Here is a 22,993-nt window from a genome sequence, read left to right on the forward strand (position 1 = left end):
ACCGTGCCCGTTTCTAGGGGCGGCGCGGCGACCAGGTCAGTTAAGGCCAGGAATATGACAGGCAGGTGGCAGGAAGCGCCCCGGGCAGCATACGTTGCCCGGGCGTGGCCGGAACGGAAAACCGCGGGTAAATGCATACCCCGCGTTGCCACTGCCACGCTTCCAGACTAGGACACGCGGCACGTAGTGCAAGTATTGCGCGACGCCGCGGACGCTTCAGGTGGCGCGCAGTTCGCCTGCGGCGCGCGGACCGTCCAGTATGCCGTTGCCGGCGGCCCAGCAGGCGGCCTCGGCCTCTGCACGGGAGCCGTAGGTGGAGGGCGCTGCGACGGTGCAATCCTCGTCGGCGGCGCCACAGCGTTCTTCCATGACGATGCGCCAGGTGAACTGGCCGGGAGCATCTTCCAGGACGTGAAGCACCAATGTGCGGTGATCGTCAGTCAGCGTGAGGGGCAAAGTCGACATGGGTATCTCCCTTTCGCGGGGGGGCGCCATTGATGCTAGCAAGTCGACGCCGCAAATGCCATGACTGTCTTGCGGCCGCGGCATGGCAAGATACGGCCTTTGCGGCCTCCGCCGCGCCTGTACTTCCTCTGCCAGATCATGCCCATCTCGCCTGAGCTCATCCAACAGGTCGCCGCCCTGACGGCACATTACGACGCCACCGTGCTGCCGCTGTGGACCGCCAGCGGCTGGAACGCCGACCTCCTGTTGCCCTACGAGGCACTCGACGGCGCCAGTGCCGCGCCGCTGCCGCCGGCCCGCTATCGCGCCATGGCGTGCGCCCGCCAGCTCTATGTGTTCTCGCTGGCCGGCAACCATGTGCATGCGGATACGCTCTTCGGTTCGCTGCAGGCCTACTTCGGCAATGGCGAGGGCGCGTGGATCTACAGCGTCGACCCGACCGGCACGCCGCTCGATGCCACGCGCGACCTCTACACCCATGCTTTCGTGATCTTTGCCTGCGCCACTTACCGCGCGCGGCGCGGCAACCCTGATGCGCTCGATGTGCTCGATGAAACCGTCGACATCGTCGAGGACCGCTTCGCCGACGGCGCGGGCCTGTACCAGGCCGCGCTCACCGAGCATTTCCGGCCCAAGGGCGCCGGCGTGCTGCAGAACCCCATCATGCACCTGACCGAGGCCTACCTGGCCGCGCTCGATGCGACCGGGGACGAGTGGTATGCCGAACGCCTGCGCGAGATCGCCATGGCCGTGCATGAGCGCTTTGTCGATCCGGCCAGCGGCTGCATTGCCGAGCTTCCGCAAGGCAGCGCCGGCAACCGCATCGAGCCGGGCCACCAGTTCGAGTGGTTCTCGCTGGTGTCAGGCAGGCCGGCATTGTTCGGCGACCTGCCGCTGGCCGAGACGCTGCGCCAGGCCTTTGCCTTTGCGCAGCGGCACGGCGTGGTGCCGTCGACGCAGGGCGTCAGCGCGGCACTGAACGCCGATGGCTCCATGCTGGACGATACCCAGCGCATCTGGGCGCAGACCGAGTACGCGCGCGCGCTCGCCGTGCATGGCGCGCCGGAGTCTATGGCGGCGCTGGAAGCCTGGACGCAGCAGTTCCGCAGCCGCTTCCTGCAGGAAAAAGGCTGGCATGAATGCGTGGCGCGCTCGGGGGAAGTGGTGCGCGCGGAGTTGCCGTCGACTTCGCCCTATCACCTGGCCACGTCATACAGTGCGCTGGCCGCGCTGACCGGCGCGGTGTGGCCAACCCCGCCAGCGGAGCGGTCGGCCACGTCGCCGATGTAAAGCTGCGTCTGCCGGACCAGCGCGCTGTGCCGCTCGAACAGCGGCCCGGCTGGGAAGTTCAGGCCCAGCGCGCGGATCTGTTGCCAGGCCGTCTCCAGCTTGCGCGCTCCGGCATCGAGGTCGAAGGCGGGGGTTTCCACGGTGGTCTGGATCAACTGCGCCAGGTTGGCGGCAGCCTTGTTGTCCGCGCCATCGAAGGTCGGGCGGAAACTCGCATCGCCCGCCAGCACCGCATTGACGGCGCCGCGACGCACCTGAGTCTCGCGCATGAAGTCGAGCGCGTGCCCGACGATGGAAAGGCCGCGCATTTCACTATCGGTGGCACGGATCGAATGCGCGGAAGCGCTCAGCACGACATGCATCGCGCCACATAGCGGCACCAGGAACAGCACCGCGATCAGCGTGAGCTTCTAGTTGATAATCAGGCGCGTCATCAGGGGCTCGGCGGTGCAAAAAACGGAGGTCGTGGGGTCGATGATCGGGGCTTGGATTCCCCTCCTATCGGCCGTGATCCCGAGGGCTAAAGGGCGTTCGGCAAAGTCTTTGATGACGCTCTAACGGGGAGCATAAATGCCCTCGGTTGGGGCGCGATCCACGGATCTGGAGCGAGAAACCGGCGCGTTTCCGCCCCCTGCGCGCTTCAGTCCGCACGCGGATGTGCGAGGAAAAACCGCAGCATTTCCGCACTGGCGTCGGGCCCCTTCGGATCGGTGTAGGTGCCGCGGCGGCTGCCGCCCGACCACGCATGTCCGGCACCGTGGATCACCCAGTACTCGGCATCGATGCCGGCAGCCGTCGTCATCCTGTGCCGCGTGTAGTCGTGGCCCGCGCGCACGGTCTCGCGTTGCTTGTCCGTGCGCGCCTCGCCTTGCTCGAAAGGTGCCACCAGCCGGCTGCCATTGGACGGGCGCACGGTCTTGTCGGCATCGCCGTGGAACACGATCATCGGTCGGCTCGGCGCCATCAGCGGCGCGCTTCCGGCCGTTGACCTGCCGATGCCCTTGCCGCCCCGCATCGCGCCCAGCGCGGACGGCAGGTCGTGCGCGCAGCCCGCGGGCAAGCCCGAATGGATACCCGCCGCCGCGAACAGTCCGGGATAGCGCTGGATCAGCACTGCCGCCATCGCGCCGCCGGCGGAGAGGCCGGCCACGTAGACGCGCCGGGCGTCGATGCCGTGGCTGGCGATGACCTCGCGCGTCATGCCGGCGATCAGCGAGGGCTCGCCCCGCTCGGCTTGCTGGTCACCCGGCCGGAACCAGTTCCAGCACTTCGATGCGTTGGCGTCGGCGGGCTGGATCGGGTACAGCACGACAAAGCCCAGCCTGTCGGCGAGCTCGTTCATGCGCGTGCCGGCGGCAAAGTCGTCGGCATCCTGCGTGCATCCATGCAGCATCACGACCAACGGCATCGGCTCGCTGTGCCTGCCGGCCGGTATGTAGAGCTTGTACGAGCGGGTGCCCGCGTGGTTTGCGAAGGTCCGCTGGCTGAAGTGCCTGGCCTGCGCAGTAGCACTGGCGGGCGGGGATTGGGGAGCAAGCGCGCGCGCCGCTGCGCTGTCCGGGCCCGCGGTACCGGTGCCGCGGGCATGCACCGCGGCGGCATCGGCGGGTTCACCGGCGACACCGCCGGTCTGGGCCGCAGCCTTGCCGTGCGTCAGCAGGCGTTCAACCACCTGTGCAGGCATCGGCGCCGCCGTAGCGGCTCTCACTTCCACGGACGAGTGCTGGCGCAGTGCCCGCTGGATGGCCTCGGTGGCCTCCATCGGGCCTGCGGTCTGCAGCAACTGCATGGCCTCATGCATCGAGGCGAGGAACGCGTCATTCATTTTCATGCTTGTTTCCAGACAACCCTGGCGAACCAGGGGGCAGCGGAATTGCCGCGAACTACCGTATGCGCCCGGCCAGCGCAGCCTTGACTGCGGCCGGCGCGTGAAAGGCGCCCAGCACCACGATGGATTCGATGGTCGCCAGCGCAAGCTCAGGACTGACATCCGAGGCAATGCTGGCTAGGCCCAGCACATGGATATTGAGTCTTTCATTGGCCGCGCGCGCAGCCTCCAAATCCTTCTTCGTAAAGTGCTGCAGCCCGAGTACCAACGCCCGACGGCTCACCGTTTCCCGGATGACCACCGCATGCGCGGCGAGTTGGTTCCGGATGGCGGTCCGGATCAGATCTGAGCGGTTCGAGTAAAAGCCCTCTTCGACCAGCAGGTCGATCTGCCCGAGGTCTACCGGTCCGAGGTTGATGGTGATTTTTTCCGTATCACCTGCCTTCGGTTTGTTCGTCAGAGGTGCCGCTTCGGTTTTGTGGGGGGCCATTTCGTCGTTAAGCGTTGGCAAGCGATGGAAGGCGCGGTCATATCATCTATAAACCATCTAGTTGCCATCCATGGACCATCTATATGGATGGTTAAGTAATAGGTGAAGGACGGAGCGGGCGCAAGGCAAAAGGCAGGATGTGTTCCAGAGTTCTCATGTGTGCGGTCCGAAGGGCACAAAGCGGTTGCTATCGGCAACGCCGGTCGGCGTGGCGTGGGATCACATCATCTGAGGGAGAGGAGGCGGAGCCTCGACCGATGCCGGCCTCAGGCGTCGGCAGATGACGAAGGGGCACCGCATCGGGGCGCAACCATGCATGCCCCGTCAGAGCTGCGATCCGATCAGACCGCCAGAATGGGGAGATGGCAGCACAACTAGTGCCCGTGGACCTCATTGGGGCGCCCTCTCTACGAGTCTGGAGACCGCCTGGACTATGTACCCGGTCAGTTCAAGGTAACTCCGTCCGACCGCCTTGCCTCCCGGCAATGCGGTCACCGCGCCCTGCCAATAGACCGCGCCGGTGCTCGCGCGGCTATCGAGTTCCTGATTGGACGTGGTGGAAAATGACTTCGAGCGCCTCAATCATGACGCTGTCCCGCCCGGTCACGTAATCGCCCATGGACCGAAACGTTGCGCGACCGTATGGCTACGATGATTGCCTGACATCATCAACGTGTTGATCGAAGAGCTGATCCGGCTACGGTGCGAACTGCCGCCATTAGCTTATTCACAGCTACGGACCGCGCTGACAATCAGTCTTCTTTCATATTGGCTGCGCGCGCGATCGGGCCGAGGCGAGCCTTTTCGCCTGCCAGGAACTTAGTGAAGTCCGCCCGCGTCCCGCCCATCGGCTGGATACCTTGCGGGATCAGCCTGGCCCGCAGTTCAGGTGACTTGATAGCGGCGTCGATAGCCTTGTTCATTTTGTCGAGGATCGCGTCAGGGGTACCGCGCGGTGCGAATACGCCGGACCAGTGACCGATGAATACGCTGGGATAGCCGAGTTCTGCGGTGGTGGGCACATCCGGCATCGCGGCAATGCGGGTATTCCAGGTGGAAGCGATCGGGCGCAGCTTGCCGCCCTTGACCTGCGGAAGGACCACAACACTGGCTTCGGAGGTCGCGTCTACTTGTTTGCCGACAACGGCGACCATACCTTCGGAGCCGCTCTTGTAGGGAATGATCTCAAGTTTTGCGCCGGTCGCCAGCTTCAGCATTTCTGCGACGAAGTGCGGCGTGCTTCCGGTGCCCGCCGTAGCGAAATTCAGGCTCTTGCCGCCCTTGCCGCTGGCAACCAGACCCTTGAGGTCCTTGATCGGCGAGTCGGCGGGCACCACGATGACCGACGGGCTGACGGCCAGCATGGCGACGGGCACCAGGTCTTGCTCCTTGTACGGCAGGTGGGCCTTGATCATGCCGTTGGTGATCACGCCGGCTGCCGGTGCCAGGAAGGTATAGCCGTCCGGCGCAGACTTGGCCACAAAGTCGGCACCCAGTACCGAACCGGCACCAGGCTTGTTCTCCACGATGATGGGCTGGCCCAGTTGCTTGGATGCCGCGTCGGCCACGGCACGCGCAACCAGGTCGTTGGCGCCGCCGGGACCAAACGGTACGACGAACTTTACTGGCTTTGCGGGCCAGGTTTCAGCCCAGGCAGTCAAGGTGCATGCAGTCAGGGTAAGGGCGAGTGCGAGATGGCGAACGGCGAATTTCAAGGTAAGTCTCCGGGATCAATCTTTGTGTGCGCTTTGCGGCACGTCACAACGTCCCGGTCGGCATTGCAAGGGTATTCGGAGACGACTAATCTGTGAATTGCAATATTTTGATGATCTGATGCATGTCACGCATTAATTTCGCAATGGAAGACCTGCAGGCGTTTGTCGCTATCGCCGAGAAAGGACGCTTCCGTATGGCCGCCGAAGCACTTCACATCTCGCAGCCCGCGCTCAGCCGGCGGATCGAGAAACTGGAAAAGTCCCCCGGCTCCCGCTTGCTGGACTGCACGACACGGCGCATGGAAACGTCAAACATCGGTAGGCAATTCCTGGAGGAAGCACGCGCAGTTCTGGATATCCTTGATAAGCGGTATCCGGCTCGGTGACGAGGCCACACTTCAACGCGGGCACCTATTTTGGCCTCAAATTCAATTTGTTCAGGCAGAGGGTCCGCAAGAGCCTGCCGACACCGCGACCGGGGCCCGCGCTTGCGCAATGCCATTGAGAAGTAACGAGATTATTGGCGAAGAAATCGAAAGAGGAGGTTGCCAGGGGAGGCCGTTTCCGTGCGCTCATTTGGCTGGCTGTGCTGCTTGCGTGTACCCACGCCGCGATGGGATGGGCCGGCGATATCAGGGTACTGAGCACGCCCACTTTGAAGTCAGCCCTACATGAACTAGCGCCCGCATTTGAACAGCAAACCGGCCACCGGCTTGTCACCCGGTTTGACAATGCGGCGACACTGAAGCGGCAGGTAGAGGCGGGAGAACCATTCGATGTAATCATCCTCTTGCCTGCGCAGGTCGATGATCTGATCGGACAAGGCAGGGTCATTGCGGGTACGCGCAATGACATCGCGAAAGCAATGGTCGGCATGGCGATGCGCACCGATCTGCCGCCCTCGGATATCAGTACGGTAGACGCAGTCAAGAAAGCGCTGCTTGGCGTCCACTCGCTCTCGTGGTCACCGGAAAGCGCCAGCGGAGCATATCTCGTTGGTCTTCTCGACCGTCTTGGCATCGCGCAGACGGTGAAGCCCCGTCTGGTGCCGGTGCCGGGAGGAGAAGTGGTCGATGCCGTAGCGAAAGGCCTGGCCGACGCGACGGTCATTACCGCTCCAAACATCGTTGACATCCAAGGGGTCAGGTTAGTCGGTCTGCTCCCTCGGGAACTTCAGCATGAAACGATATATGCGGCCGGTGTCGGCACACGCTCAGCGGACGCCGAAGCATCGAGATCGTTGATTCGATATCTCATGGAGCCTGGAGCGACCACTGTGCTACATAACAAAGGCTTGGAGCGCGCGAGTCCTTGATCAATCCGGATCGACACCGTTTTTCCGCCATCGTGATTCGGTTCACCTTGTAGTGCAGGCTTGACATGCATTGGGTTGGGCGGGATGAACGTCAGAAAGGAGGGTTACGATCGAGATCACCTCTAGGCTGATTCCCCGGATGCCCGCTCCTGGATGGTGATCTGACGGATTCGAGTCGGGAAGTTAGCTGTCTCTTCGGGCTCGGGAGCCTTGCCACATGCCGGGGCTCGATACGTTCGGGAAAGCATTGGCTTTCCAGCGTCGGCGGCAAGTACGGCACCGGCATCTTCAACGGCGTGCGCTTTGATGAAATCTGGACCAATCCACAGCATGCGCGCACTTGCCGCAGTTTTTTCGAGACCGTCTACCGCTGCCCGGTCCGCATCGTGCCGCATATCTGGGATTCATTCTTTATCGACAAGCTGATCGGAGAACTGCCGCCCGGGCTGCGCTTCGGCTATGCGCCGGGCGCGCAGGACAAGCGCATTGCGATCTTCGAGCCCAATATCAATGTCGTGAAGACCGCCCTCTATCCGATGCTGGTATGTGAGGCGGCCTATCGGCAGGATCCGTCCGGTATTGGCGACATCTTTGTCACCAATGCCATCGACCTGAAGCGGCATGAAGCCTTTGAGCGGTTTGCGCTCGGGCTGGATATCGTGCAGGCGGGCAAGGCCTCGTTCGAGGCGCGCTACAGCATGCCGTATTTTCTTGCGCGCTTCACCGACATCGTCGTCACGCACCAGTGGGAAAACGGGCTCAACTACCTCTACTACGATGCCGCCTATGGCCGCTATCCGCTGGTCCACAACTCGGACCTGTTGACCGGCTTTGGCTACCAGTACGCGTCCTTCGATGCCCAGGACGGGGCCAGGGCCCTGCGCGAGGCGGTGCGGCAGCACGATGCGCGGCGGAGGAATACGAGCAGGCGTGCCAGGCGTTGCTGGATGGGGTGAGCATCCGCAATACCGGCAATGTGACGGCCTATGACGCGCTGCTGCGCGGCGTTTGTGGCGGTGCAGGCCTTGCGCCGGCAGTGGCGTAGCTGCTACGGCACTCTTATCAATTCTTTGCAGTCGTCTGTGGGCACCGCGCCTACACTCAAGCCCGCGCTCCGGCCCGTGCTGTTGTTCTTCTTAACCACTGGTCGTCGTTCTGAAGTTACGGGCCGGGGCGCACCCGCTGCGGCTCAGCGCCGCACGCCCAGGGCCTGCGACAGCCGCTCCGGCTGTTGAGCGGCCGGGGATGCAGCGTGGGTCTGGATCAGGCCTGCGCCCGCGGGCTTCACCCGGACGGCCATTTGTTCGACCCTTTTGGCGGCCTGGGTCTCGGCGTGGTCATTCAGGATCAGGCACAGCAGTGTCAGCAAGGCTGCTGCGATCATGCTCAGCGCGATCCAGGCCAGGCAGTGCTTGCGTTCCATGGTAGGCGGGAGGGGGGCGTCATCAGTGCGCGAAGTTTACGCGCCCGCGCGCAATGCAACTGTCAATCTTTGCAAACGCCGCCGGCCGCCGGGCCCGCTATTCCGTCACGCCGTTTTCATGCAGCAGCCGTTCGCATTCATCCAGCATGTCGTGGGCGAAGGCCGACTGGTAATTGGGATCGAGCGCTTCCATCATTTCATGCGCAGCATACAGGCCGGCCTCGCGTGACAGCGATTCAGCCAGCTGGCGCGCGAACTGGTCGCTCAGTTCCGACAACAGGCGCCGCTCGGACAGCGGCAACTGCAGCTTCGAGCGCGACAGCCATTCGCCGGCCAGCGTCGCTCCCTGGGCGTCTGTCATCCATTGGCGGTGTTCGTAGTAGGCCGACAGCCGTTCGGCGGCCAGCGCGAACAGCAGCGCCTTGCGGGTATTGAAATCGATCCTGGGCAGTGGGGTGAGGGTCATGCTAGCGGGGTGGTGCGATGCGCGGCGCAGCGGCCGGCAATCATCTTGTCAGGGAGCGGATCAGGACTGCGCGGTGGCTGCCTGCGCAAAGCGCGCTGCCAGCCAGGCGCCGATGGCGGCGATCTCTTCCAGGCAGACCGAATGGCCCATCGGATAGGTGTGCCAGGTCACCGGGTGCTGCCGCGCCTGCACGAAATCGCGGGCGGCGACGCCCAGCTGCAGCGGCACCACGTCGTCCTGCGTGCCATGGGCGGCAAACACGGGCGTGGTGGCGTTGGTGGCGTTGGCCTCGGCCGCCACCGCTGCCGGCGCAGGGATGTACGTGGACAGCGCGACGATGCCGGCCAGCGTCTCGGCATGGCTCAGCCCGGCCGTGTAGGCAATCGCACCACCTTGCGAGAAGCCTGCCAGCACGATGCGGTGCGTGGGGATGCCACGGGCGTTCTCGCGCGCAATCAGTGCACGAATGGCTTCGCAAGAGGCACGGATGCCGGCTTCATCGGCGCATCGGCCGGATTCATCGAGGGAATAAATGTCATACCAGGCTGGCATGACATAACCGCCGTTGCAGGTCACGGGGATAGCCGGCGCGTGCGGGAAGATAAAGCGCACGCCGGGCGATGCGGGCAGGCGCAGCTCAGGCACGACCGGGGCGAAATCGCTGCCGTCGGCGCCCAGCCCATGCATCCAGATGACGGCGCAGGCGGGATTGGGCGCGGTTTCGAATTCGATCGCGGGCAGCAGTTCGCTCATGGGCTGGTTCCTGTGGATAGTGCGCCTGCGCGCCGCACGGGCGCCAGGCAGCGCGAGTATCGCACAGGTCGGGGCCAGCCCCGGCTGCGTCAGGCCGCGGACGGAACGATCGGTACCGTGGTGAGGCCGGGCGAGCGTGCCGGCAGCTCCGGCATGGCAGGCGGCGTGGCGCGGCGCTTGTCGACCACGTCTTCCACGCCCTTGGCCGCAACGTCTTCCAGGAAAGCCACCATGTCGCGGTAGTAGGCCACCTGCATTTGCGCTTCGAGCAAGCGTCTTTCGGCCTGGAACAGCGTCAGCCTCATGTCTTGCAGTTCCCTCTCGGCGATTTTCTCCGGGGTCGGCGGACTGAACAGGTTTGCAAGCCTACGCATGGCAGTACCTCCAGTGCTGTCAATGGCGAAATTGCGATGCTCGTGCCATGGGGTCCAATATAGACAAGAATCCGGAAGAAAGTCTCTCAGGCACCTCGCCGTGGCGCCTCGCCCACAAGGATGATTGCCGGTGGCGGACGTCTGCGGTAGATTGTCCGGCCAGGGTCCGGCCGTCCCGCGAACCTACTGCCCGCGCTTGCCGCTTGCTGTCGCCAACGCGCCTGTGCGAATGCCCGGTGTGCCTGCCTGATCCGTGTTTCCAGGTGGATCGCCTTCATATTTCGCGTCGTTTCCTGCCAACAGTGCCTGCACGGCATCGCCGTCCTGCGCGCGCACAAAGCGCAGGATCGGCGGCCAGAATGCATCGATATGTTCCGGCAGGATGGCTGCGTCATGCGGCATGGCTTCCAGCATCACCAGCGCATGCAGATGCCTGGCCGCACGGGCCACGCGTTCAGCGTGGGGTGGGACGATCACCGCGTCGTCTCGGCTGTGCACCACCAGCAGCGGCCGCTCCAGCCGGCTGGCACGCGCGGCGTTGTTCCACGGATCCGGCAGCAGCCACGCGGCCCATGCGGGGATGCGCCCGGTCTGCACCGCGGCCAGGCGCGCCGAACTGAAGCCCGCCGCAATGACATAGCCATCGGGCTGCGGATCGAAGCGCTGCGCCACCTCCAGCAGGATGCCCGATCCCAGCGAATGCCCCAGCACCACGCGCCGTTTCGCCTGCGGCGTGGTTGCCAGGAATTGCCGGTAAGCGGCCAGCGCATCCTCGCGCAGGCGGCGCACGCTTGGCCGCCCGCTGCTGCGGCCGTAGCCGCTGTAGTCGAAGACGTAGGAGGCGATGCCCGCGCCGGCCAGCATGGCCTGGACCGGGGCCCAGTCGGGCAGGCTCTCATTGTCGCCGTGGCACACCATCAGCGCTGGCGCTTCGGGGTCCGCGGCGGGCATGAAGGCGGCGTGCAGGATGCGATTGCCGCTGGCGAACGTGGCATGGCGCACCGTCAGGGCTGAAATGTCGGGCGCAGCCGCATCCTTTGTTTCATCCGTCGGCGTGACAAAGGCTTTGCGTTCCACCGCACGAAACAGTAGATGCCGCGCAACACCCGCGGCCACGGCGAGTGCCGCGGCGGTGGCGAGCCAGCGGTGGCGGGATGCCGGCTGAGCGGGGCGGGGACCTTCAGACATGGCGATGTTTCGGGGAGGACGTTCCCTTCAGGCTAGCAGGCCATCAGCGTCCGGGTGAAGAAAAGTTCATTCGCATGGGTGCCTCAAGTGGATTTGCGTCCATGTCGTGCAGCGTCGGCAGGCGGCTATCGGGCCGATAGAAAACTTTTGCCTTGACTATCTACCTAGTAGTAGATAGCATTCAGTCCATGGCACCGCTGCACCGCCGAAAGCAAGCAAGAACGGGCGGAAAAGTGGCGATCCCATCGCAAGACCGGCACGGTCATTTTTTTAGCACCTGGCATCTATCTACTGGTAGATGCGGATCGAAAGAGCGACCTGCCACAGCCACTGATACCGAATTGACGCGATCCCGAAACATCGCACCCAGGAGCCCATCATGAATGTCAAGTTCGCCAAGACCCTGATCACTGCCGCCACCCTTGCCGCCGCACTGGCAGGTGGCGTGGCGCAAGCCGCCAGCGTTCAAGACAACACCTCGGCTGGCGACAAGTACGGCTACAGCTACCGCACCGGCAAGTTCGACACCTTCACGGAAGGTGCCCGCACCGGCAAGTTCGACCCGTTCACGGAAGGCGCCCGCGCCGGCAAGTTTGACCCGTTCACCGACGGCGCCCGCGTCGGCAAGACCGATCCCTACACGGACGGCTACCGCACCGTGGCTGGCCTGGACCGTAGTGGCGTGTCGGCCGGGCCGGCCCGCAGCTTCGACCCGTACACCGACGGTGCGCGCGTCGGCAAGTTTGACCCGTACACCGACGGCGCCCGCGCCTGATTGCTGCCGGCTGGGAGGCCGGCGGCCAACAACTTTACGGCGGCGGTCACGCTGACTGCCGTCCGATGGAGTCCATCATGAGTTTGCGTGACAGTATCCTGCTGCTTGGCGGATGGCTGGTGCTTTGCGTGACGAGTGGCTCGATGATCACCTTCGCCGCGCAGGTCCTGCCTGGTTAAAGCACATGCCTCAGATGCCCCAGGGCTAGGGAATTACCCCAGCCCCGGGGCATTTCGGCTTGAGCGCCTATCTTCGCGTAGATACACTGCTTTCATGAAAACGCAATCAGTACGCGAGCAACTGCTCGAGCACACCCTCGTCCTGATCCGCCGCCGCGGCTTCAACGGCTTCAGCTACCGCGACCTGGCGGAACTGGTGGGGGTCAAGACCTCCAGCATCCACTATTACTTCCCGTCCAAAGAGGACCTGGTACTGGAGGCGGTGAAGGAATACAGCGCCCGCCTGGCCGAGCGCATCCGCTCCATCGACACCAGCCTGCCGGTCACCGAGCAGGCGGCCATCTACCTGGCGCCGTTCCGCGCCAGCTGCGGCTCGGACCAGATCTGCCTGTGCGGCATGTTGTCGACCGAGACGCTGTGCCTGCCGGAGTCCGTGCACAAGCTGCTGCAGGGTTTTTTCCTGATGAACGAACAATGGCTGGCCGGCCTGCTGGAGCGAGCTCAGCCGCAGCGCAGCACGCCGTTCCCGGTGCCGCCGGCGCGGCTGGCACAGGTGGTGTTTGGCTCGCTGCAGAGCGGGCTGATTGCGGCACGCCTGTTCGGGACCTCCGACCGGGTGGAAGCCGCTGCGGATACGCTGATGGCCGCCGTCGCCGGCTAAGGTTTTCGCGCAGTATCAGTGGCGCGTCTGAAGCCGTCATGTGGCGCAAGCTGCATGGCGGCTTTTTTATTTGCAGCCAGCCGGTCGGCCGCCGGCGCTTCGGAATCGGTGATAAGCGCTTTTAAAACAACGAGATAGAGCCAGAAAAGGCATAGGCTATCGGGCCGATAGAAATGTTTTTCCTTGACTATCTACCTAGTAGTAGATAGTATTTGACTCATGGAAGCGCTGCACCGCCGGCAACAAGCAAGACAAGGCGAAAACGTGGCGGTCCCATTGCATGACCGGAGGCGGTCATTTTTTCGAGACCGAGTATCTATCTACTAGTAGATGCGGGATCGAAAGAGCGATCTGCCACAGCCACTGATACCGAACTGACGCGATCCCGAAACATCGCACCCTGGAGCCCATCATGACCAAGATCACCAAGACCCTGATTACCGCCGCCACCCTTGCCGCCGCGCTCGCGGGCGGTGTTGCGCAAGCGGCCAGCGTGCAGGACAGCACCTTCACCGGCGACAAGTACGGCTACACCTTCCGCACCGGAAAGTTCGACACCTTCACGGAAGGCGCCCGCACCGGCAAGTTTGATCCGTTCACCGAAGGCGCACGCGTTGGCAAGGCCGATCCCTACACCGATGGTGCCCGCACGGTAGCGGGCCTGGATCGCAGCGGTGTCTCGGCCCAACCGTCGCGCAGCTTCGACCCGTACACCGATGGTGCCCGCGTTGGCAAGCCTGATCCCTACACCGACGGTGCCCGCACGGTAGCCGGCCTGGACCGCAGCGGTGTTTCGGCTCAACCGTCGCGCAGCTTCGACCCGTACACCGATGGTGCGCGCGTGGGCAAGGCTGACCCCTATACCGACGGCGCCATCGCCTGAGAGCGGCCGGCATGATGCTGGCCATTGAAACCCGCCGGGCCGCCAGCGTGCGGCCCGTCTTCAGGAGTTGATCATGCGTTGGCGTGACACTGCGCTGATCCTTGGCGGATGGGTAGGGCTTTGCTTCGCAAGCGGGTCCCTCATCACGCTGATCGCACAAACGCTGCCGGCCTGAACGGCGCGGCAGCAAGACGATGGAGTTGATGCCATGAACACCCGATCCGTACGCGAGCAACTGGTCGAACATGCGCTGGTGCTGATCCGCCGCAGGGGGTTCAACGGCTTCAGCTACCGCGACCTGGCCGACCTGGTCGGGGTCAAGACCTCGAGCATCCATTATTACTTCCCGTCCAAGGACGACCTGGTGCTGGAAGCGGTGCGCGAATACGGCACCCGCAGGCGGGCGCGCCTGGATGCGATCGACGCCAGCCTGCCTCCTGCCGAGCAGGCGCGGCAATACCTTGCACCTTTGCTCGCGGGTGCCGGCACCGACCAGGCCTGCCTGGTGGGCATGCTGTCGGCCGACGTGCTGATGCTGCCAGATGCGGTGCGCGCCGCGATGCAGGACTTTATCCGCCTCAATGAGCAATGGCTGGCCCGTTTGTTCGAGCGCGCCGCCGCGCAGCGCAAGGCGCCCTATCCGGCGCCGCCGCAGCAGCTGGCGCAGGTGGTGTTCGGGGCATTGCAGAACGGCTTGACCAGTGCGCGGCTGTTTGGCACGCCGGACCGGCTGGATGCCGCGGCGGCGCTGCTGACCAGTGCCATGCCGGCGGAGCAGGCCTTAGCCGCGGCCTAGTGTCAGTATCACCGAACCGGCGACGGCATTGCACAGCCACTGCGGGTCATCGTGGGGCAGGTCATGCCCGGCCCAGTGGTGCGTCAGCAACTGGGCGTCCCAGGCTTGCGCGATGCGCGCCGAGCACACCGGGTTGACCAGGCGGTCTGCCGCCGAGGCAAGCAGCAGCGCCGGACAGCGCGGCGCACTGGCGGGGGCACGATAGCGGGCCGCGGCCAGCAACTGTGCCAGCGCGGATTGGCGGCTCACCGGCGCGTCGGCGGCAATGGCCTGCCAGGTCTCGAGATCGCGCGCCAGCGTATCGGTGCGCGCACAGGTGATGGCATGGATGGTCCGCTCGCAGTACGCGCGGTCCTGCCAGCGCTGCGCCACGCGCAGCAGCTTGCCCCAGTTGCGCGGGCGCAGGCGCTGCGCCGGCGTGCAGAACGGCCGCATGCTGGTATTGACCAGCACCAGGCCGCTGACTTCCTCCGGATAGGCGCTGGCCCACTCGGTCGCGGCCATCGCGCCCAGCGACATCGCCAGCACGCGGTAGGGTCCGTGCGCGCCGGCGGCAGACAACTGGCGCCGCACCGCGGTGACCATCTCAGGCACGCTCCACGGTGCCGGCTGTGCGGACAGCGCGCCGTTGCCGGGCAGGTCGGGCAGCAATGGCCGCCCCAGCCCGGTCGCTTCCCAACGCGCCGGCAGGCTTCCCCAGTGGCGCGATTCCCGCGTCAGTCCCCGCAAGAATACCCATCGGCTCATGGCGGCGCCTCCGTCTGCCAGTGTGCGCGTGCCTGCAGCAGCAGGTCGTCGCGCTGCGCGCCGCGCGGCAGCCAGCGATCCGGCGCAAAGGCCACGCGGCCCAGGAAGTCGAACAGGCTCACATGCCGGCGCAGCACGCGTGCGGTGCGGTGTGCCTTGATCGGGTTGAAGATGCCCTCGCGCGAGAACAGCTGGCGCGGGTTTTTCTTGATCCACAGCCACGAGCCCAGTTCCAGCGTCATCGGCAGGAACAGGTTGCCATGCGGCGTCAGGTCATAGGCGTGGTCCCACAGGTCGCCGTGCAGCAGGTACTGGTGGCTTTGCGGCTCGAAGGTGTAGCCGTGGTGCGGGTGGGCCTGCTCGAACAGCGTCTTGAGCAGGTACATCTCCGGCAGGTGCGCCATCGGCCGGCGCGTGCCCGCGTACGGAAACCAGATGCTGTCGCGCCAGCCGTAGCCTGAATGGCAGTCCACCGCAAAGCTGAGCGGGCGTGGCAGCAGTTCTTCCTGCACCACGCGCAGCAGCGCGCGGCTTTCCGCTTCCATCGGCGCCCCCGCCGGGCCGCGGTACCAGGGCAGCCAGGCGCCGATGCGCTGGCCGCCGGCCAGGAAGGGCACGCGCGCATCGGCATCCTGCGGGCCGTTGCGCATCAGGTCGACGCCGTTGGGGTTGGCGCGGGTGCCGGCCCACATGCCGCCGGGGTTGACGATCGGCATGAATACCAGCCGCACCGACTGCAGCTCGCGGTGCAGCAGCTCGTCCCACGCCAGCCGGCTCAGCACCGAGCGCAGGTAGTCCAGCACCAGCTGCGTGCCGATGCGCTCCAGCCCGTGGATGCCGCCGAAGATGCCGATCGCCGGCGCGCCCGGATCGCGGCTGCCGAGCGTGGCGACATGGACGCCGAAGCGACGGCCCTGCACCATGGTTTCGCAGATCACCCGCGTATCCAGCACGTGGCTGCCCGTATCCAGCAAGGCCAGCAGCTGGTCGTACTCGGGGAAGCCGGCGTGCGGGTGCATGGGCTCAGGCGGTCGGCACGCCGGCCGTGCCGAACAGGTGCAAGACCGGCCACCCGCGCGCCTCGGCCGCGTGCCGCAGCGCCGAATCGGGATTGACGGCGACCGGGTGGCCAACGCTTTCGAGCAGCGGCAGGTCGTTGCGGGAGTCGCTGTAGAAGGTGGCCTGCGCCAGCGCCGTGTGCGCAATGCCCAGCGTATCGAGCCACGCCAGCACCCGCAGCACCTTGCCGGGGCCGAAGGCCGGCACGCCGGCCAGCGCCCCGGTGAATTCGCCGTGGGCGTCGTGTTCGGCCTCTACCGCCAGCAGGTGCGGCACGCCCAGCTGGCGCGCGATCGGTTCGGTGACAAAGCGGCAGGTTGCGGTGACGATGCAGCACAGGTCGCCGGCGGTGAGATGGCGTGCCAGCAGGTCGAGCGCGTCGGGCCGGATGGCCGGCACGATCACCTCGCGCATGAAGTCCGCGCGCCATTGCGCCAGGCGTTGGCGCGGGTGGCGTGCCAGCAGGCCCAGGGCAAAGCGGGCATGAGCGGCAAAGTCCAGGCGCCCGGCCTGGTAGGCGGCCAGCCAGCGCGCATTGTGCGCATCGATCTCGGCGGCCTCGGCGCCGCCCACGGCGACGAGGTAGCGGGCCCATTCATACTCGCTGTCCAGCGGCAGCAGGGTGTGGTCGAGGTCAAACAGGGCAAGGCGGGGGGCAGCGGGCATGCGCGATAGCTCAGTTGGCGAAACCGGCAAGCTTGGCGCGGCGTGGTGACCGCGCGGTGATGAAGGACCCAAGTTTTCCAATACCGGCATTGGCGCTTTATCTGGCGCGGCAAGCATGCGGGTGTCAGGCGGCGTGGGGGGCGGCGGTCGGCTCGTCCAGCGCCACGCAGTCCAGGAAGGCGCCGACCAGCCGCGTCTCGCGCCGGCTCTGCAGGCAGTATAGGTATTCATGCAGCACCGGCGCGCCTTGTGCGAACGGCACCACGCGCAGCAGCGGGTCGCGCGGGACCTCGCCCAGCGGCACCACGCTGGCGCCCAGGCCTTGGCGGATGGCCTCGTAGATGGCTTCGCGGCTGCCGATCACGGTGTGCGGCGGCAGCTCCAGCCCGCACGCGGCCAGCGCCGTCTCGGTGGCCTTGCGCGTCATCGAGCCGTGCTCGCGCACCAGCAGGTGGCAGCCGCGCAGTTGCGGTAGCTCGACCTGCGGCAGCCGCGCCAGCGCATGGTCCGGATGGACCACCAGCACCATCGGGTCCGACGCCAGCCGGATGCAGGCAAGCCGGTCATCGTCCACCGGATGCGACGACACCGCGGCGTCGATGCGGTACTCGAACAGCGCCTCCAGCATCTGCTGCGAATTGCCGATGTCCAGGCTGACGTCGATCGCCGGGTAGCGTTGCCGGAACGCCGCCACCGCGCGCAGGATGTAGTAGGGGCCGGTGGCGCCGATGCGCAGGTTGCCGAAGCGCAGGTTGCCGGCGTTGCGCAGCAGGTAGTCGGCATTGCCTTCCTGCTGCATCAATTGCTCGACCACCGGCATCAGCGCCACGCCCACGTCGCTCAGGTCGACGCGGCTGGCGCGGCGGTGGAACAGTTCCACGCCGTAGGTCTCTTCCAGCTGGCGGATGCGGCCGGTGACGGTGGGCTGGCTGATGCGCAGCTGGCGGGCCGCCATGGTGATGCTGCCCTGGCGCGCCACTTCGAAAAAGGTCATCAGCAGGTCGCCGAGCATGGTCATCCGCAGGTAAGTTGGGGGGCAGCCCGGACAGGTCCCGGACGACCGCGCAGTCTAGCGGGCCAATATGACAAAACGGCTACGCCCGCCCGCGGCCGGAGCGGCCGGGGGCGGGCGCAGCGCTGCCCGTCAGGCGACTCGCGCGTCAGCCGTTGAGGCCCATCGCCGGATCGGACACGCTGTCCTTGCCGGTTTCGATGCGCCCGGCGAAGCGGCGCGTGAAGCCGCCTTGCGCGGTGGTGACGGTGAAGTCGTACCAGTTGCCCTGGCGGGCCACGGGCCAGTGCTGCTGCAGCTGCATGCCGGCCGGCACCTCGTAGGTCCAGGGACCGTCGGTGCGGTAGGCGTTGGGCTGCACGGTGAAGGTGCAGGGGGCGCTGCCGGTGTTGATCATGTCCACGTACACCGCGGCATTGGCGATGTCATAGCAGACCCGGATCTCCGGCGCGCTGGCACCCGCCGCGGTCACGGCCCCCACATTGCCGCGGAAGGCGCGGTGGAAGCCGTTGGGGCCAAGCACCCACAGGTCGTACTTGCCGTCGTCGCTGGCAAAGACGTCCCAGCTGCCATGCAGTTCCTTGCCCGGCTCGACCATGTAGCGGCGCGGCACGCGGTCCAGGTGCAGGCGGTCGTAGACGTGGAACACTGCCGCCGCCGTGCCGGTGTTGCTGAACAGCAGCCACACCGCGCGCTGGTCGCGGGCGTCTTCGCGGGCGCTCACGTGCAGCTCATAGGGCAGGGCGCGCGACGGGCGCGTGCCGGGGTCCTGCTGCGGCATCTGCTGGCTGCTGGCCGATGGCAGCGGCACTTGCGGCAGCACGCCTTGCGCGGTGCGGATGGCATCGGCGCTGGCCTTGTCGCGGCTGGGCAGCGTGGGCAGCGGGTTGGTGTTCGGGCTGACGAAGTTGAAGGCCGAGGTCAAATCGCCCGCCACCGCGCGGCGGAAGCTGCTGATATTGGTCTCGGCCACGCCAAAGCGGGCTTCCAGGAAGCGCAGCACCGAGGTGTGGTCGGACACCTGCGAGTTGACCCAGCCGCCGCGGCTCCATGGCGAGACCACGTACATCGGCACGCGCGGGCCGGGGCCGTAGGGGTGCCTGTCGACGTGGTATTCCGGCCTGACCTGTTGCGGGTCGAGCGTGGTGGCGCCAGCCAGCGTGTCGCCGTCGTAGGCGGGCGCGCACGGCGGCGGCACGTGGTCGAAGTAGCCGTCGTTCTCGTCAAAGTTGATCAGCAGCACGGTCTTGCTCCACACCGCCGGGTTGGCGGTCAGGGCATTCAGCACCTCTTGCGTATACCAGGCGCCCTGCACCGGGCTGGAAGGCCCGGGGTGCTCCGAGTACGTCGCCGGCGCCACGATCCACGACACCTGCGGCAGCTTGCCCGCGGCAACGTCGTCGCGCAGCGATTGCAGGAAGCCGCCGTCAGGCATGGTGTTGGCCACGCCCTTGAGCAGCGGGCTGATGGCGTCGTCGGCGCTGGTGTATGCCGGGTAGGGACTGCCGTTGGCCTGGTTGCCGCGCGCGGCGTTGGCGTCGCGGTATTGCTTGAAACCCGCGAGCGGGTTGTCGGTGAAGTTGTCCGGCATGTTCTGGTAGACCTTCCAGCTCACGCCGGCGGCTTCCAGGCGCTCCGGGTAGGTCTTCCAGGTGTAGGGCGGGGCCGACCCCGTGAACGAGTCGCCGCTGTTGTCGATCACCGGCCCGCCGTTGGCGCCGCCGGGGTCGTTGGTGCCGGTCCAGTGGAACAGGCGGTTGGAGTTGGTGCCACCATGGAAGCTGCAATGGTAGGCGTCGCAGAGGGTGAAGGCATTGGCCAGCGCCACCTGGAAGTCCAGTTCGGCCTCGGTGTAGTAGCCCATCGACTGGGTCTGCTTGTAGGTCGGCCACTTGTTCATGCGGCCCAGGTCCCAGGCGTTCTGCGCATCCGGGTACGAGTGCGGCGTGCCGCTGACGCGCTGCGCATTGCCGGCGCTGCTGTCGAGGTGGTAGGGCAGCACGGTGCGGGTGGTGCTGCCGTTGGTATAGGTCTGCTGCCAGACGTTCAGGCCGCCTGCCAGCGGGATCGGGAAGCGGTCGCCAAAGCCGCGCACGCCGCGCAGCGTGCCGAAGTAATTGTCGAACGAGCGGTTTTCCTGCATCAGGATGACCACGTGCTCGACGTCGCGGATGGTGCCGGTGGCGTTGTTGGCCGGGATTGCCAGCGCACGGCGGATGGACGGCGGGAAGGCCGCCAGCGCGGCGGTGGCGGCGGCGCTGCCGCCGGCGAGCTTGAGGAAGTTGCGTCTGCTTTGCGGGTTCATGGATTCTGTGCCGGGTGGTTTCGGGAGGGGAGACGGGCCAGGCCCGGCTTCAGGGCGCGCAGCGCAGTTGCGGCTTCACGGCGGGCGTCTCGCCCGGCCGGTCGCTGCCATTCCCCTGGCCGGGGTTGCCGCCGGTGCCCGGGGCACCCGGCGTGGTTGGTGCCGCGTTGGGCGAGCCGGTGGGGCTTTCGCCGGAGTCGCCGCCGCAGGCGGTGAGCGCTGCGCACATCAGCACGGCGGCGAGCCAGTGCGGCCGCGCCAGGGTGGAAGGTCGGAAAGTCATGGTGTCAATCTCCTGCAGATCGGGCGGGGGAGGGTAAGGTTCTGTTAGGAACCCGTTCCATGACGAAACGGGCTCCGGCCGGATTTATGGATTCAGCGTGGACAGCGGCTGGCGTGCGCCGGTGATGGCCTTCAGCTCGTCCAGCGACAGCACGCGCGTCCACATCGCCAGGTCGTTGAAGCCCATCACGCCCTTGAGCGCGCCGGGGTTGTTGCCCACGTAGTTGTGCGTGGCATCGTCGTTCACGCCCCAGCCGGTGCCGAGCCCGGCCAGCTTGGTAACGTCGGTATTGGCGATGGCCTTGTTCTCGGTCTTCTGCACGCCCAGCACCGGATCGATGACATAGGCGCTGAAGCGTTTGGCTGCCGCATCGACCGACAGCGCCAGGTAGGCCCACTGGTTGGCCGACACCTTCATGCCGTTGATGTCGTCGCGCTTGCCGCCGCCGCTGCCCAGGTTGAAGCGGATCTCGCAACTGCCGAACAGCGCGACGGCAATGCCGGGGTTGGCGCCCGAGATGTAGTTCTTGTTGGACAGGATGGGCTCGCCGGTGCCGTTGCCCTGGGTGCAGTCGGTGCGGAACCAGAAGCCGATGGTGAATTGCGGGCTTTGCGTGATATCGGCAGCGTTGTAAGCCAGCTTGTAGCTGTCGACACGCGAGTCCAGCTGCAGCGACTGGCCGCTGAAGTTGTCGGCAGCCAGCGTGCCGCCATCAAGGCTTGCCACCCACGGGCCGAGCGTGGCGGCGTTCTTCGCGTCGGCGAACGGCTTGCTGTCGAGGCTGAAGTACGTGGCCAGGCCATTGAGCAGCGTCGGCGCCAGCGTGACCGGCTTGACGTAGTGGATCTGCGCCAGGTACGACACCGGCACGTCATTGCGCACCAGCGTGTAGTTGAACTGGTACAGGCCCGTGGCCATGTTGAAGGCCTTGTCGGTGAACTGCCGCACCTCCGGTCCCAGCGAGGCGATCTGCACGCCGTCGCGCAGGACGCGGGTGACGCCGAAGGCTTCGGTCGGGTTTTGCCAGCTCAGCGTGATGGCGTCGTTGTACTGGCTGATGCTCGCGCCGATGGCGCGCACGCCCGCGGTGGCGGTGGTCAGCGCCGAACCGTCCAGCCGCGTGGTGGCCGGGTCAAGCACCACGCCGGCGTGGGCCAGCACGGTGGGGACCAGATCGGCTTCGGTCGGCAGCGCGGACAGGTCCGCCGGGGTGTCCGGCGCTGCTGCGCCAGGTCTGGCCAGCGCGCCGTTGAGCGTCTTGTTGGTGGCGAGGAAGGCGGTGCGGTTCTCCACCGTTGGCACCGTGGTGGTGGCGCCGGTGGCATCCAGGCCGTGGCTGGTGGTGACCATCACCAGCCAGTCTTCGGCCGGCTGCCCCTGGTGGCGCGCGGCGACGGCGCCGAGCAGCTCGCCCAGCGCCTTGTCGATGCCGGCGAGGGCCGTGGCATAGGCGCCGTTGCCAAAGCCACCGGCTTCTGCCGCCTGTGCCGGCGCGCTGTACTGCGCAAACACCACGCCATAGCCGGACTGCACCTGCCGCACGGCGTTCTGCGTGACGCAGCTGTCGACCCCGGCGCAGTCAACCAGCGTATCGAGCATGCCAGCTTCCTGCTCGGCCTTGAGCAGGCCCGGCAGCGCCCCCGAACTGGTGGATGCGGCTTGCTGCAGGCCGGCTTTGCCGGCCGCGCGCAGGTAGCGGAATACGGTAGGGGCCTGCAGTGCGGTGCTGCCGGTATCGTCTTCGATGCCGTGGCGGTTGGCCCAGGCGCCGGTCAGCACCGTGGCCCAGCTGGGCGCGTCCAGCGGCGGCTGCGCGGTGATGGTGCCGGGCATGCCGCCGGTGGCGGTGGGCACCAGGTTCAGCCGGGCCAGGTTGGGCAGCTCACGCCGCAGGAGCGCGCCCTGCACCTGGGCATAGGTGGCGCCGTCCACGCCGACCAGCAGCACGCGCGGGCCGCCTGCAGCGACAGGCGGCGGGGTCTTGATGGTGGTGTCGTTCGGTGCGGCTGTCGGCGCGGCGTCATCGCCGCCGCCGCAGCCGGCCAGTGTTGCTGCCAGTGCGGCGATCACGGTGCCGGCCAGCACACGGCCGCGCGCCATCCCCGCCAGCCTGCCCGGTGCAAGGTTCCCTGCCATCTTTGATTCCCCTGTTCATCTGCGTTGTTGTGTGCCGGCGGCAGGTGCCGCATGGCCGATTGCGTTTGCCGCAATGCGCTCGCAGAGTAAGAACCGGGGTTGTCACCGTGGTGACAGCGGGGCAAAGAATGCTGATGGGGCTATTCGGATTCTTGGGGTAAGGGTGGCGCCAGCGTGCTAAGAA

The 22,993-nt window shown here is 66.2% G+C and carries 25 protein-coding genes; 8 read left to right on the forward strand and 17 right to left on the reverse strand.

The window, feature by feature from the left end; genetic code table 11:
- Positions 1-216: 216 nt before the first annotated feature.
- The gene (locus AC07UK_RS32615; RefSeq protein ID WP_436223562.1) at positions 217-465 is read right to left on the reverse strand and encodes a hypothetical protein; all 249 of its coding nucleotides are present in this window, start codon (positions 463-465) and stop codon (positions 217-219) included.
- A 138-nt stretch (positions 466-603) separates the two neighbouring features.
- On the opposite strand from AC07UK_RS32615, the gene AC07UK_RS32620 reads away from it, so the two are divergent.
- The gene (locus AC07UK_RS32620) at positions 604-1,755 is read left to right on the forward strand and encodes an AGE family epimerase/isomerase (RefSeq protein WP_494687338.1); all 1,152 of its coding nucleotides are present in this window, start codon (positions 604-606) and stop codon (positions 1,753-1,755) included.
- Here the strand turns inward: AC07UK_RS32620 and AC07UK_RS32625 are convergent.
- The 4 genes from AC07UK_RS32625 to AC07UK_RS32640 all read right to left on the reverse strand — a co-directional run bounded on the left by AC07UK_RS32625 (position 1,662) and on the right by AC07UK_RS32640 (position 5,788).
- Positions 1,662-2,147, reverse strand: coding sequence for a methyl-accepting chemotaxis protein I (locus AC07UK_RS32625; RefSeq protein ID WP_436223560.1), 486 nt, complete (start codon positions 2,145-2,147; stop codon positions 1,662-1,664). The two genes, AC07UK_RS32620 and AC07UK_RS32625, sit on opposite strands and share 94 nt — an antisense overlap.
- A 248-nt stretch (positions 2,148-2,395) precedes the next feature.
- Complete coding sequence (locus AC07UK_RS32630; protein WP_436223559.1) at positions 2,396-3,586, reverse strand: extracellular catalytic domain type 1 short-chain-length polyhydroxyalkanoate depolymerase; 1,191 nt, start codon at positions 3,584-3,586, stop codon at positions 2,396-2,398.
- A 52-nt stretch (positions 3,587-3,638) separates the two neighbouring features.
- Complete coding sequence (locus AC07UK_RS32635) at positions 3,639-4,073, reverse strand: CopG family transcriptional regulator (protein ID WP_436223558.1); 435 nt, start codon at positions 4,071-4,073, stop codon at positions 3,639-3,641.
- 752 nt (positions 4,074-4,825) lie between these two features.
- Positions 4,826-5,788, reverse strand: coding sequence for a Bug family tripartite tricarboxylate transporter substrate binding protein (locus AC07UK_RS32640; protein ID WP_436223557.1), 963 nt, complete (start codon positions 5,786-5,788; stop codon positions 4,826-4,828).
- Positions 5,789-5,910: 122 nt separating this feature from the next.
- Between AC07UK_RS32640 and AC07UK_RS32645 the strand changes: the two genes are divergently transcribed.
- The 3 genes from AC07UK_RS32645 (at position 5,911) to AC07UK_RS32655 (ending at position 8,059) form a co-directional block, all read left to right on the forward strand.
- Entirely contained in the window at positions 5,911-6,174 is a 264-nt protein-coding gene (locus AC07UK_RS32645; protein WP_436223556.1) for a LysR family transcriptional regulator, read from the forward strand.
- 134 nt (positions 6,175-6,308) lie between these two features.
- Entirely contained in the window at positions 6,309-7,103 is a 795-nt protein-coding gene (locus AC07UK_RS32650) for a molybdate ABC transporter substrate-binding protein (RefSeq protein WP_494687339.1), read from the forward strand.
- 284 nt (positions 7,104-7,387) lie between these two features.
- A complete protein-coding gene (locus tag AC07UK_RS32655) occupies positions 7,388-8,059 on the forward strand; it encodes a DUF2827 family protein (protein WP_494687345.1) in 672 nt (223 codons plus the stop codon).
- 233 nt (positions 8,060-8,292) lie between these two features.
- On the opposite strand, the gene AC07UK_RS32660 is transcribed toward AC07UK_RS32655, so the two are convergent.
- The 5 genes from AC07UK_RS32660 to AC07UK_RS32680 form a co-directional block, all read right to left on the reverse strand.
- A complete protein-coding gene (locus tag AC07UK_RS32660) occupies positions 8,293-8,526 on the reverse strand; it encodes a hypothetical protein (RefSeq protein WP_436223554.1) in 234 nt (77 codons plus the stop codon).
- Positions 8,527-8,623: 97 nt separating this feature from the next.
- Complete coding sequence (locus AC07UK_RS32665; RefSeq protein ID WP_436223553.1) at positions 8,624-8,992, reverse strand: hypothetical protein; 369 nt, start codon at positions 8,990-8,992, stop codon at positions 8,624-8,626.
- A 60-nt stretch (positions 8,993-9,052) separates the two neighbouring features.
- Complete coding sequence (locus AC07UK_RS32670; protein ID WP_494687340.1) at positions 9,053-9,745, reverse strand: alpha/beta hydrolase; 693 nt, start codon at positions 9,743-9,745, stop codon at positions 9,053-9,055.
- 89 nt (positions 9,746-9,834) lie between these two features.
- Positions 9,835-10,119, reverse strand: coding sequence for a hypothetical protein (locus tag AC07UK_RS32675; RefSeq protein ID WP_114130647.1), 285 nt, complete (start codon positions 10,117-10,119; stop codon positions 9,835-9,837).
- A gap of 183 nt (positions 10,120-10,302) precedes the next feature.
- On the reverse strand, positions 10,303-11,307 hold the full coding sequence (locus tag AC07UK_RS32680) for an alpha/beta hydrolase (RefSeq protein ID WP_436223551.1): 1,005 nt from the start codon (positions 11,305-11,307) through the stop codon (positions 10,303-10,305).
- 379 nt (positions 11,308-11,686) lie between these two features.
- Here AC07UK_RS32680 and AC07UK_RS32685 point away from each other — a divergent pair, with 379 nt between their 5' ends.
- The 4 genes from AC07UK_RS32685 to AC07UK_RS32700 all read left to right on the forward strand — a co-directional run bounded on the left by AC07UK_RS32685 (position 11,687) and on the right by AC07UK_RS32700 (position 14,601).
- Positions 11,687-12,082, forward strand: coding sequence for a hypothetical protein (locus AC07UK_RS32685; protein WP_436223550.1), 396 nt, complete (start codon positions 11,687-11,689; stop codon positions 12,080-12,082).
- A 273-nt stretch (positions 12,083-12,355) separates the two neighbouring features.
- Entirely contained in the window at positions 12,356-12,922 is a 567-nt protein-coding gene (locus AC07UK_RS32690; protein ID WP_058697051.1) for a TetR/AcrR family transcriptional regulator, read from the forward strand.
- Between the two features lie 412 nt (positions 12,923-13,334).
- A complete protein-coding gene (locus AC07UK_RS32695; protein ID WP_436223549.1) occupies positions 13,335-13,805 on the forward strand; it encodes a copper resistance protein CopQ in 471 nt (156 codons plus the stop codon).
- Between the two features lie 208 nt (positions 13,806-14,013).
- Entirely contained in the window at positions 14,014-14,601 is a 588-nt protein-coding gene (locus AC07UK_RS32700; protein WP_436223548.1) for a TetR/AcrR family transcriptional regulator, read from the forward strand.
- Here AC07UK_RS32700 and AC07UK_RS32705 read toward each other — a convergent pair.
- The 7 genes from AC07UK_RS32705 to AC07UK_RS32735 all read right to left on the reverse strand — a co-directional run bounded on the left by AC07UK_RS32705 (position 14,587) and on the right by AC07UK_RS32735 (position 22,809).
- Positions 14,587-15,348, reverse strand: a complete 762-nt coding sequence (locus AC07UK_RS32705) for an alpha/beta fold hydrolase (RefSeq protein ID WP_436223547.1) — start codon at positions 15,346-15,348, stop codon at positions 14,587-14,589. The two genes, AC07UK_RS32700 and AC07UK_RS32705, sit on opposite strands and share 15 nt — an antisense overlap.
- Positions 15,345-16,367, reverse strand: coding sequence for a M14 family zinc carboxypeptidase (locus AC07UK_RS32710; RefSeq protein ID WP_436223546.1), 1,023 nt, complete (start codon positions 16,365-16,367; stop codon positions 15,345-15,347). The genes AC07UK_RS32705 and AC07UK_RS32710 overlap by 4 nt, the downstream gene beginning before the upstream one ends.
- 4 nt (positions 16,368-16,371) lie before the next feature.
- Positions 16,372-17,073 (reverse strand): HAD family hydrolase, encoded by a 702-nt coding sequence (locus AC07UK_RS32715; protein ID WP_436223545.1) that lies wholly within the window; start codon positions 17,071-17,073, stop codon positions 16,372-16,374.
- 124 nt (positions 17,074-17,197) lie between these two features.
- On the reverse strand, positions 17,198-18,085 hold the full coding sequence (locus AC07UK_RS32720; RefSeq protein ID WP_436223544.1) for a LysR substrate-binding domain-containing protein: 888 nt from the start codon (positions 18,083-18,085) through the stop codon (positions 17,198-17,200).
- Between the two features lie 148 nt (positions 18,086-18,233).
- On the reverse strand, positions 18,234-20,390 hold the full coding sequence (locus tag AC07UK_RS32725) for a phosphocholine-specific phospholipase C (RefSeq protein ID WP_494687341.1): 2,157 nt from the start codon (positions 20,388-20,390) through the stop codon (positions 18,234-18,236).
- A 49-nt stretch (positions 20,391-20,439) separates the two neighbouring features.
- Entirely contained in the window at positions 20,440-20,673 is a 234-nt protein-coding gene (locus AC07UK_RS32730) for a hypothetical protein (RefSeq protein ID WP_436223542.1), read from the reverse strand.
- 84 nt (positions 20,674-20,757) lie between these two features.
- On the reverse strand, positions 20,758-22,809 hold the full coding sequence (locus tag AC07UK_RS32735) for a hypothetical protein (RefSeq protein ID WP_494687342.1): 2,052 nt from the start codon (positions 22,807-22,809) through the stop codon (positions 20,758-20,760).
- Positions 22,810-22,993: the final 184 nt, after the last annotated feature.

Source organism: Cupriavidus sp. GW821-FHT07C08 (genome assembly GCF_059419025.1).

Coding starts and splice junctions, on each gene's coding strand:
- AC07UK_RS32720 (WP_436223544.1), bottom strand. CDS start 18,085: ATGCTCGGCGACCTGCTGATGACCTTTTTCGAAGTGGCGCGCCAGGGC.
- AC07UK_RS32670 (WP_494687340.1), bottom strand. CDS start 9,745: ATGAGCGAACTGCTGCCCGCGATCGAATTCGAAACCGCGCCCAATCCC.
- AC07UK_RS32660 (WP_436223554.1), bottom strand. CDS start 8,526: ATGGAACGCAAGCACTGCCTGGCCTGGATCGCGCTGAGCATGATCGCA.
- AC07UK_RS32700 (WP_436223548.1), top strand. CDS start 14,014: ATGAACACCCGATCCGTACGCGAGCAACTGGTCGAACATGCGCTGGTG.
- AC07UK_RS32615 (WP_436223562.1), bottom strand. CDS start 465: ATGTCGACTTTGCCCCTCACGCTGACTGACGATCACCGCACATTGGTG.
- AC07UK_RS32680 (WP_436223551.1), bottom strand. CDS start 11,307: ATGTCTGAAGGTCCCCGCCCCGCTCAGCCGGCATCCCGCCACCGCTGG.
- AC07UK_RS32630 (WP_436223559.1), bottom strand. CDS start 3,586: ATGAAAATGAATGACGCGTTCCTCGCCTCGATGCATGAGGCCATGCAG.
- AC07UK_RS32715 (WP_436223545.1), bottom strand. CDS start 17,073: ATGCCCGCTGCCCCCCGCCTTGCCCTGTTTGACCTCGACCACACCCTG.
- AC07UK_RS32730 (WP_436223542.1), bottom strand. CDS start 20,673: ATGACTTTCCGACCTTCCACCCTGGCGCGGCCGCACTGGCTCGCCGCC.
- AC07UK_RS32705 (WP_436223547.1), bottom strand. CDS start 15,348: ATGAGCCGATGGGTATTCTTGCGGGGACTGACGCGGGAATCGCGCCAC.
- AC07UK_RS32665 (WP_436223553.1), bottom strand. CDS start 8,992: ATGACCCTCACCCCACTGCCCAGGATCGATTTCAATACCCGCAAGGCG.
- AC07UK_RS32735 (WP_494687342.1), bottom strand. CDS start 22,809: ATGGCAGGGAACCTTGCACCGGGCAGGCTGGCGGGGATGGCGCGCGGC.
- AC07UK_RS32685 (WP_436223550.1), top strand. CDS start 11,687: ATGAATGTCAAGTTCGCCAAGACCCTGATCACTGCCGCCACCCTTGCC.
- AC07UK_RS32620 (WP_494687338.1), top strand. CDS start 604: ATGCCCATCTCGCCTGAGCTCATCCAACAGGTCGCCGCCCTGACGGCA.
- AC07UK_RS32725 (WP_494687341.1), bottom strand. CDS start 20,390: ATGAACCCGCAAAGCAGACGCAACTTCCTCAAGCTCGCCGGCGGCAGC.
- AC07UK_RS32645 (WP_436223556.1), top strand. CDS start 5,911: ATGTCACGCATTAATTTCGCAATGGAAGACCTGCAGGCGTTTGTCGCT.
- AC07UK_RS32690 (WP_058697051.1), top strand. CDS start 12,356: ATGAAAACGCAATCAGTACGCGAGCAACTGCTCGAGCACACCCTCGTC.
- AC07UK_RS32675 (WP_114130647.1), bottom strand. CDS start 10,119: ATGCGTAGGCTTGCAAACCTGTTCAGTCCGCCGACCCCGGAGAAAATC.
- AC07UK_RS32695 (WP_436223549.1), top strand. CDS start 13,335: ATGACCAAGATCACCAAGACCCTGATTACCGCCGCCACCCTTGCCGCC.
- AC07UK_RS32710 (WP_436223546.1), bottom strand. CDS start 16,367: ATGCACCCGCACGCCGGCTTCCCCGAGTACGACCAGCTGCTGGCCTTG.
- AC07UK_RS32635 (WP_436223558.1), bottom strand. CDS start 4,073: ATGGCCCCCCACAAAACCGAAGCGGCACCTCTGACGAACAAACCGAAG.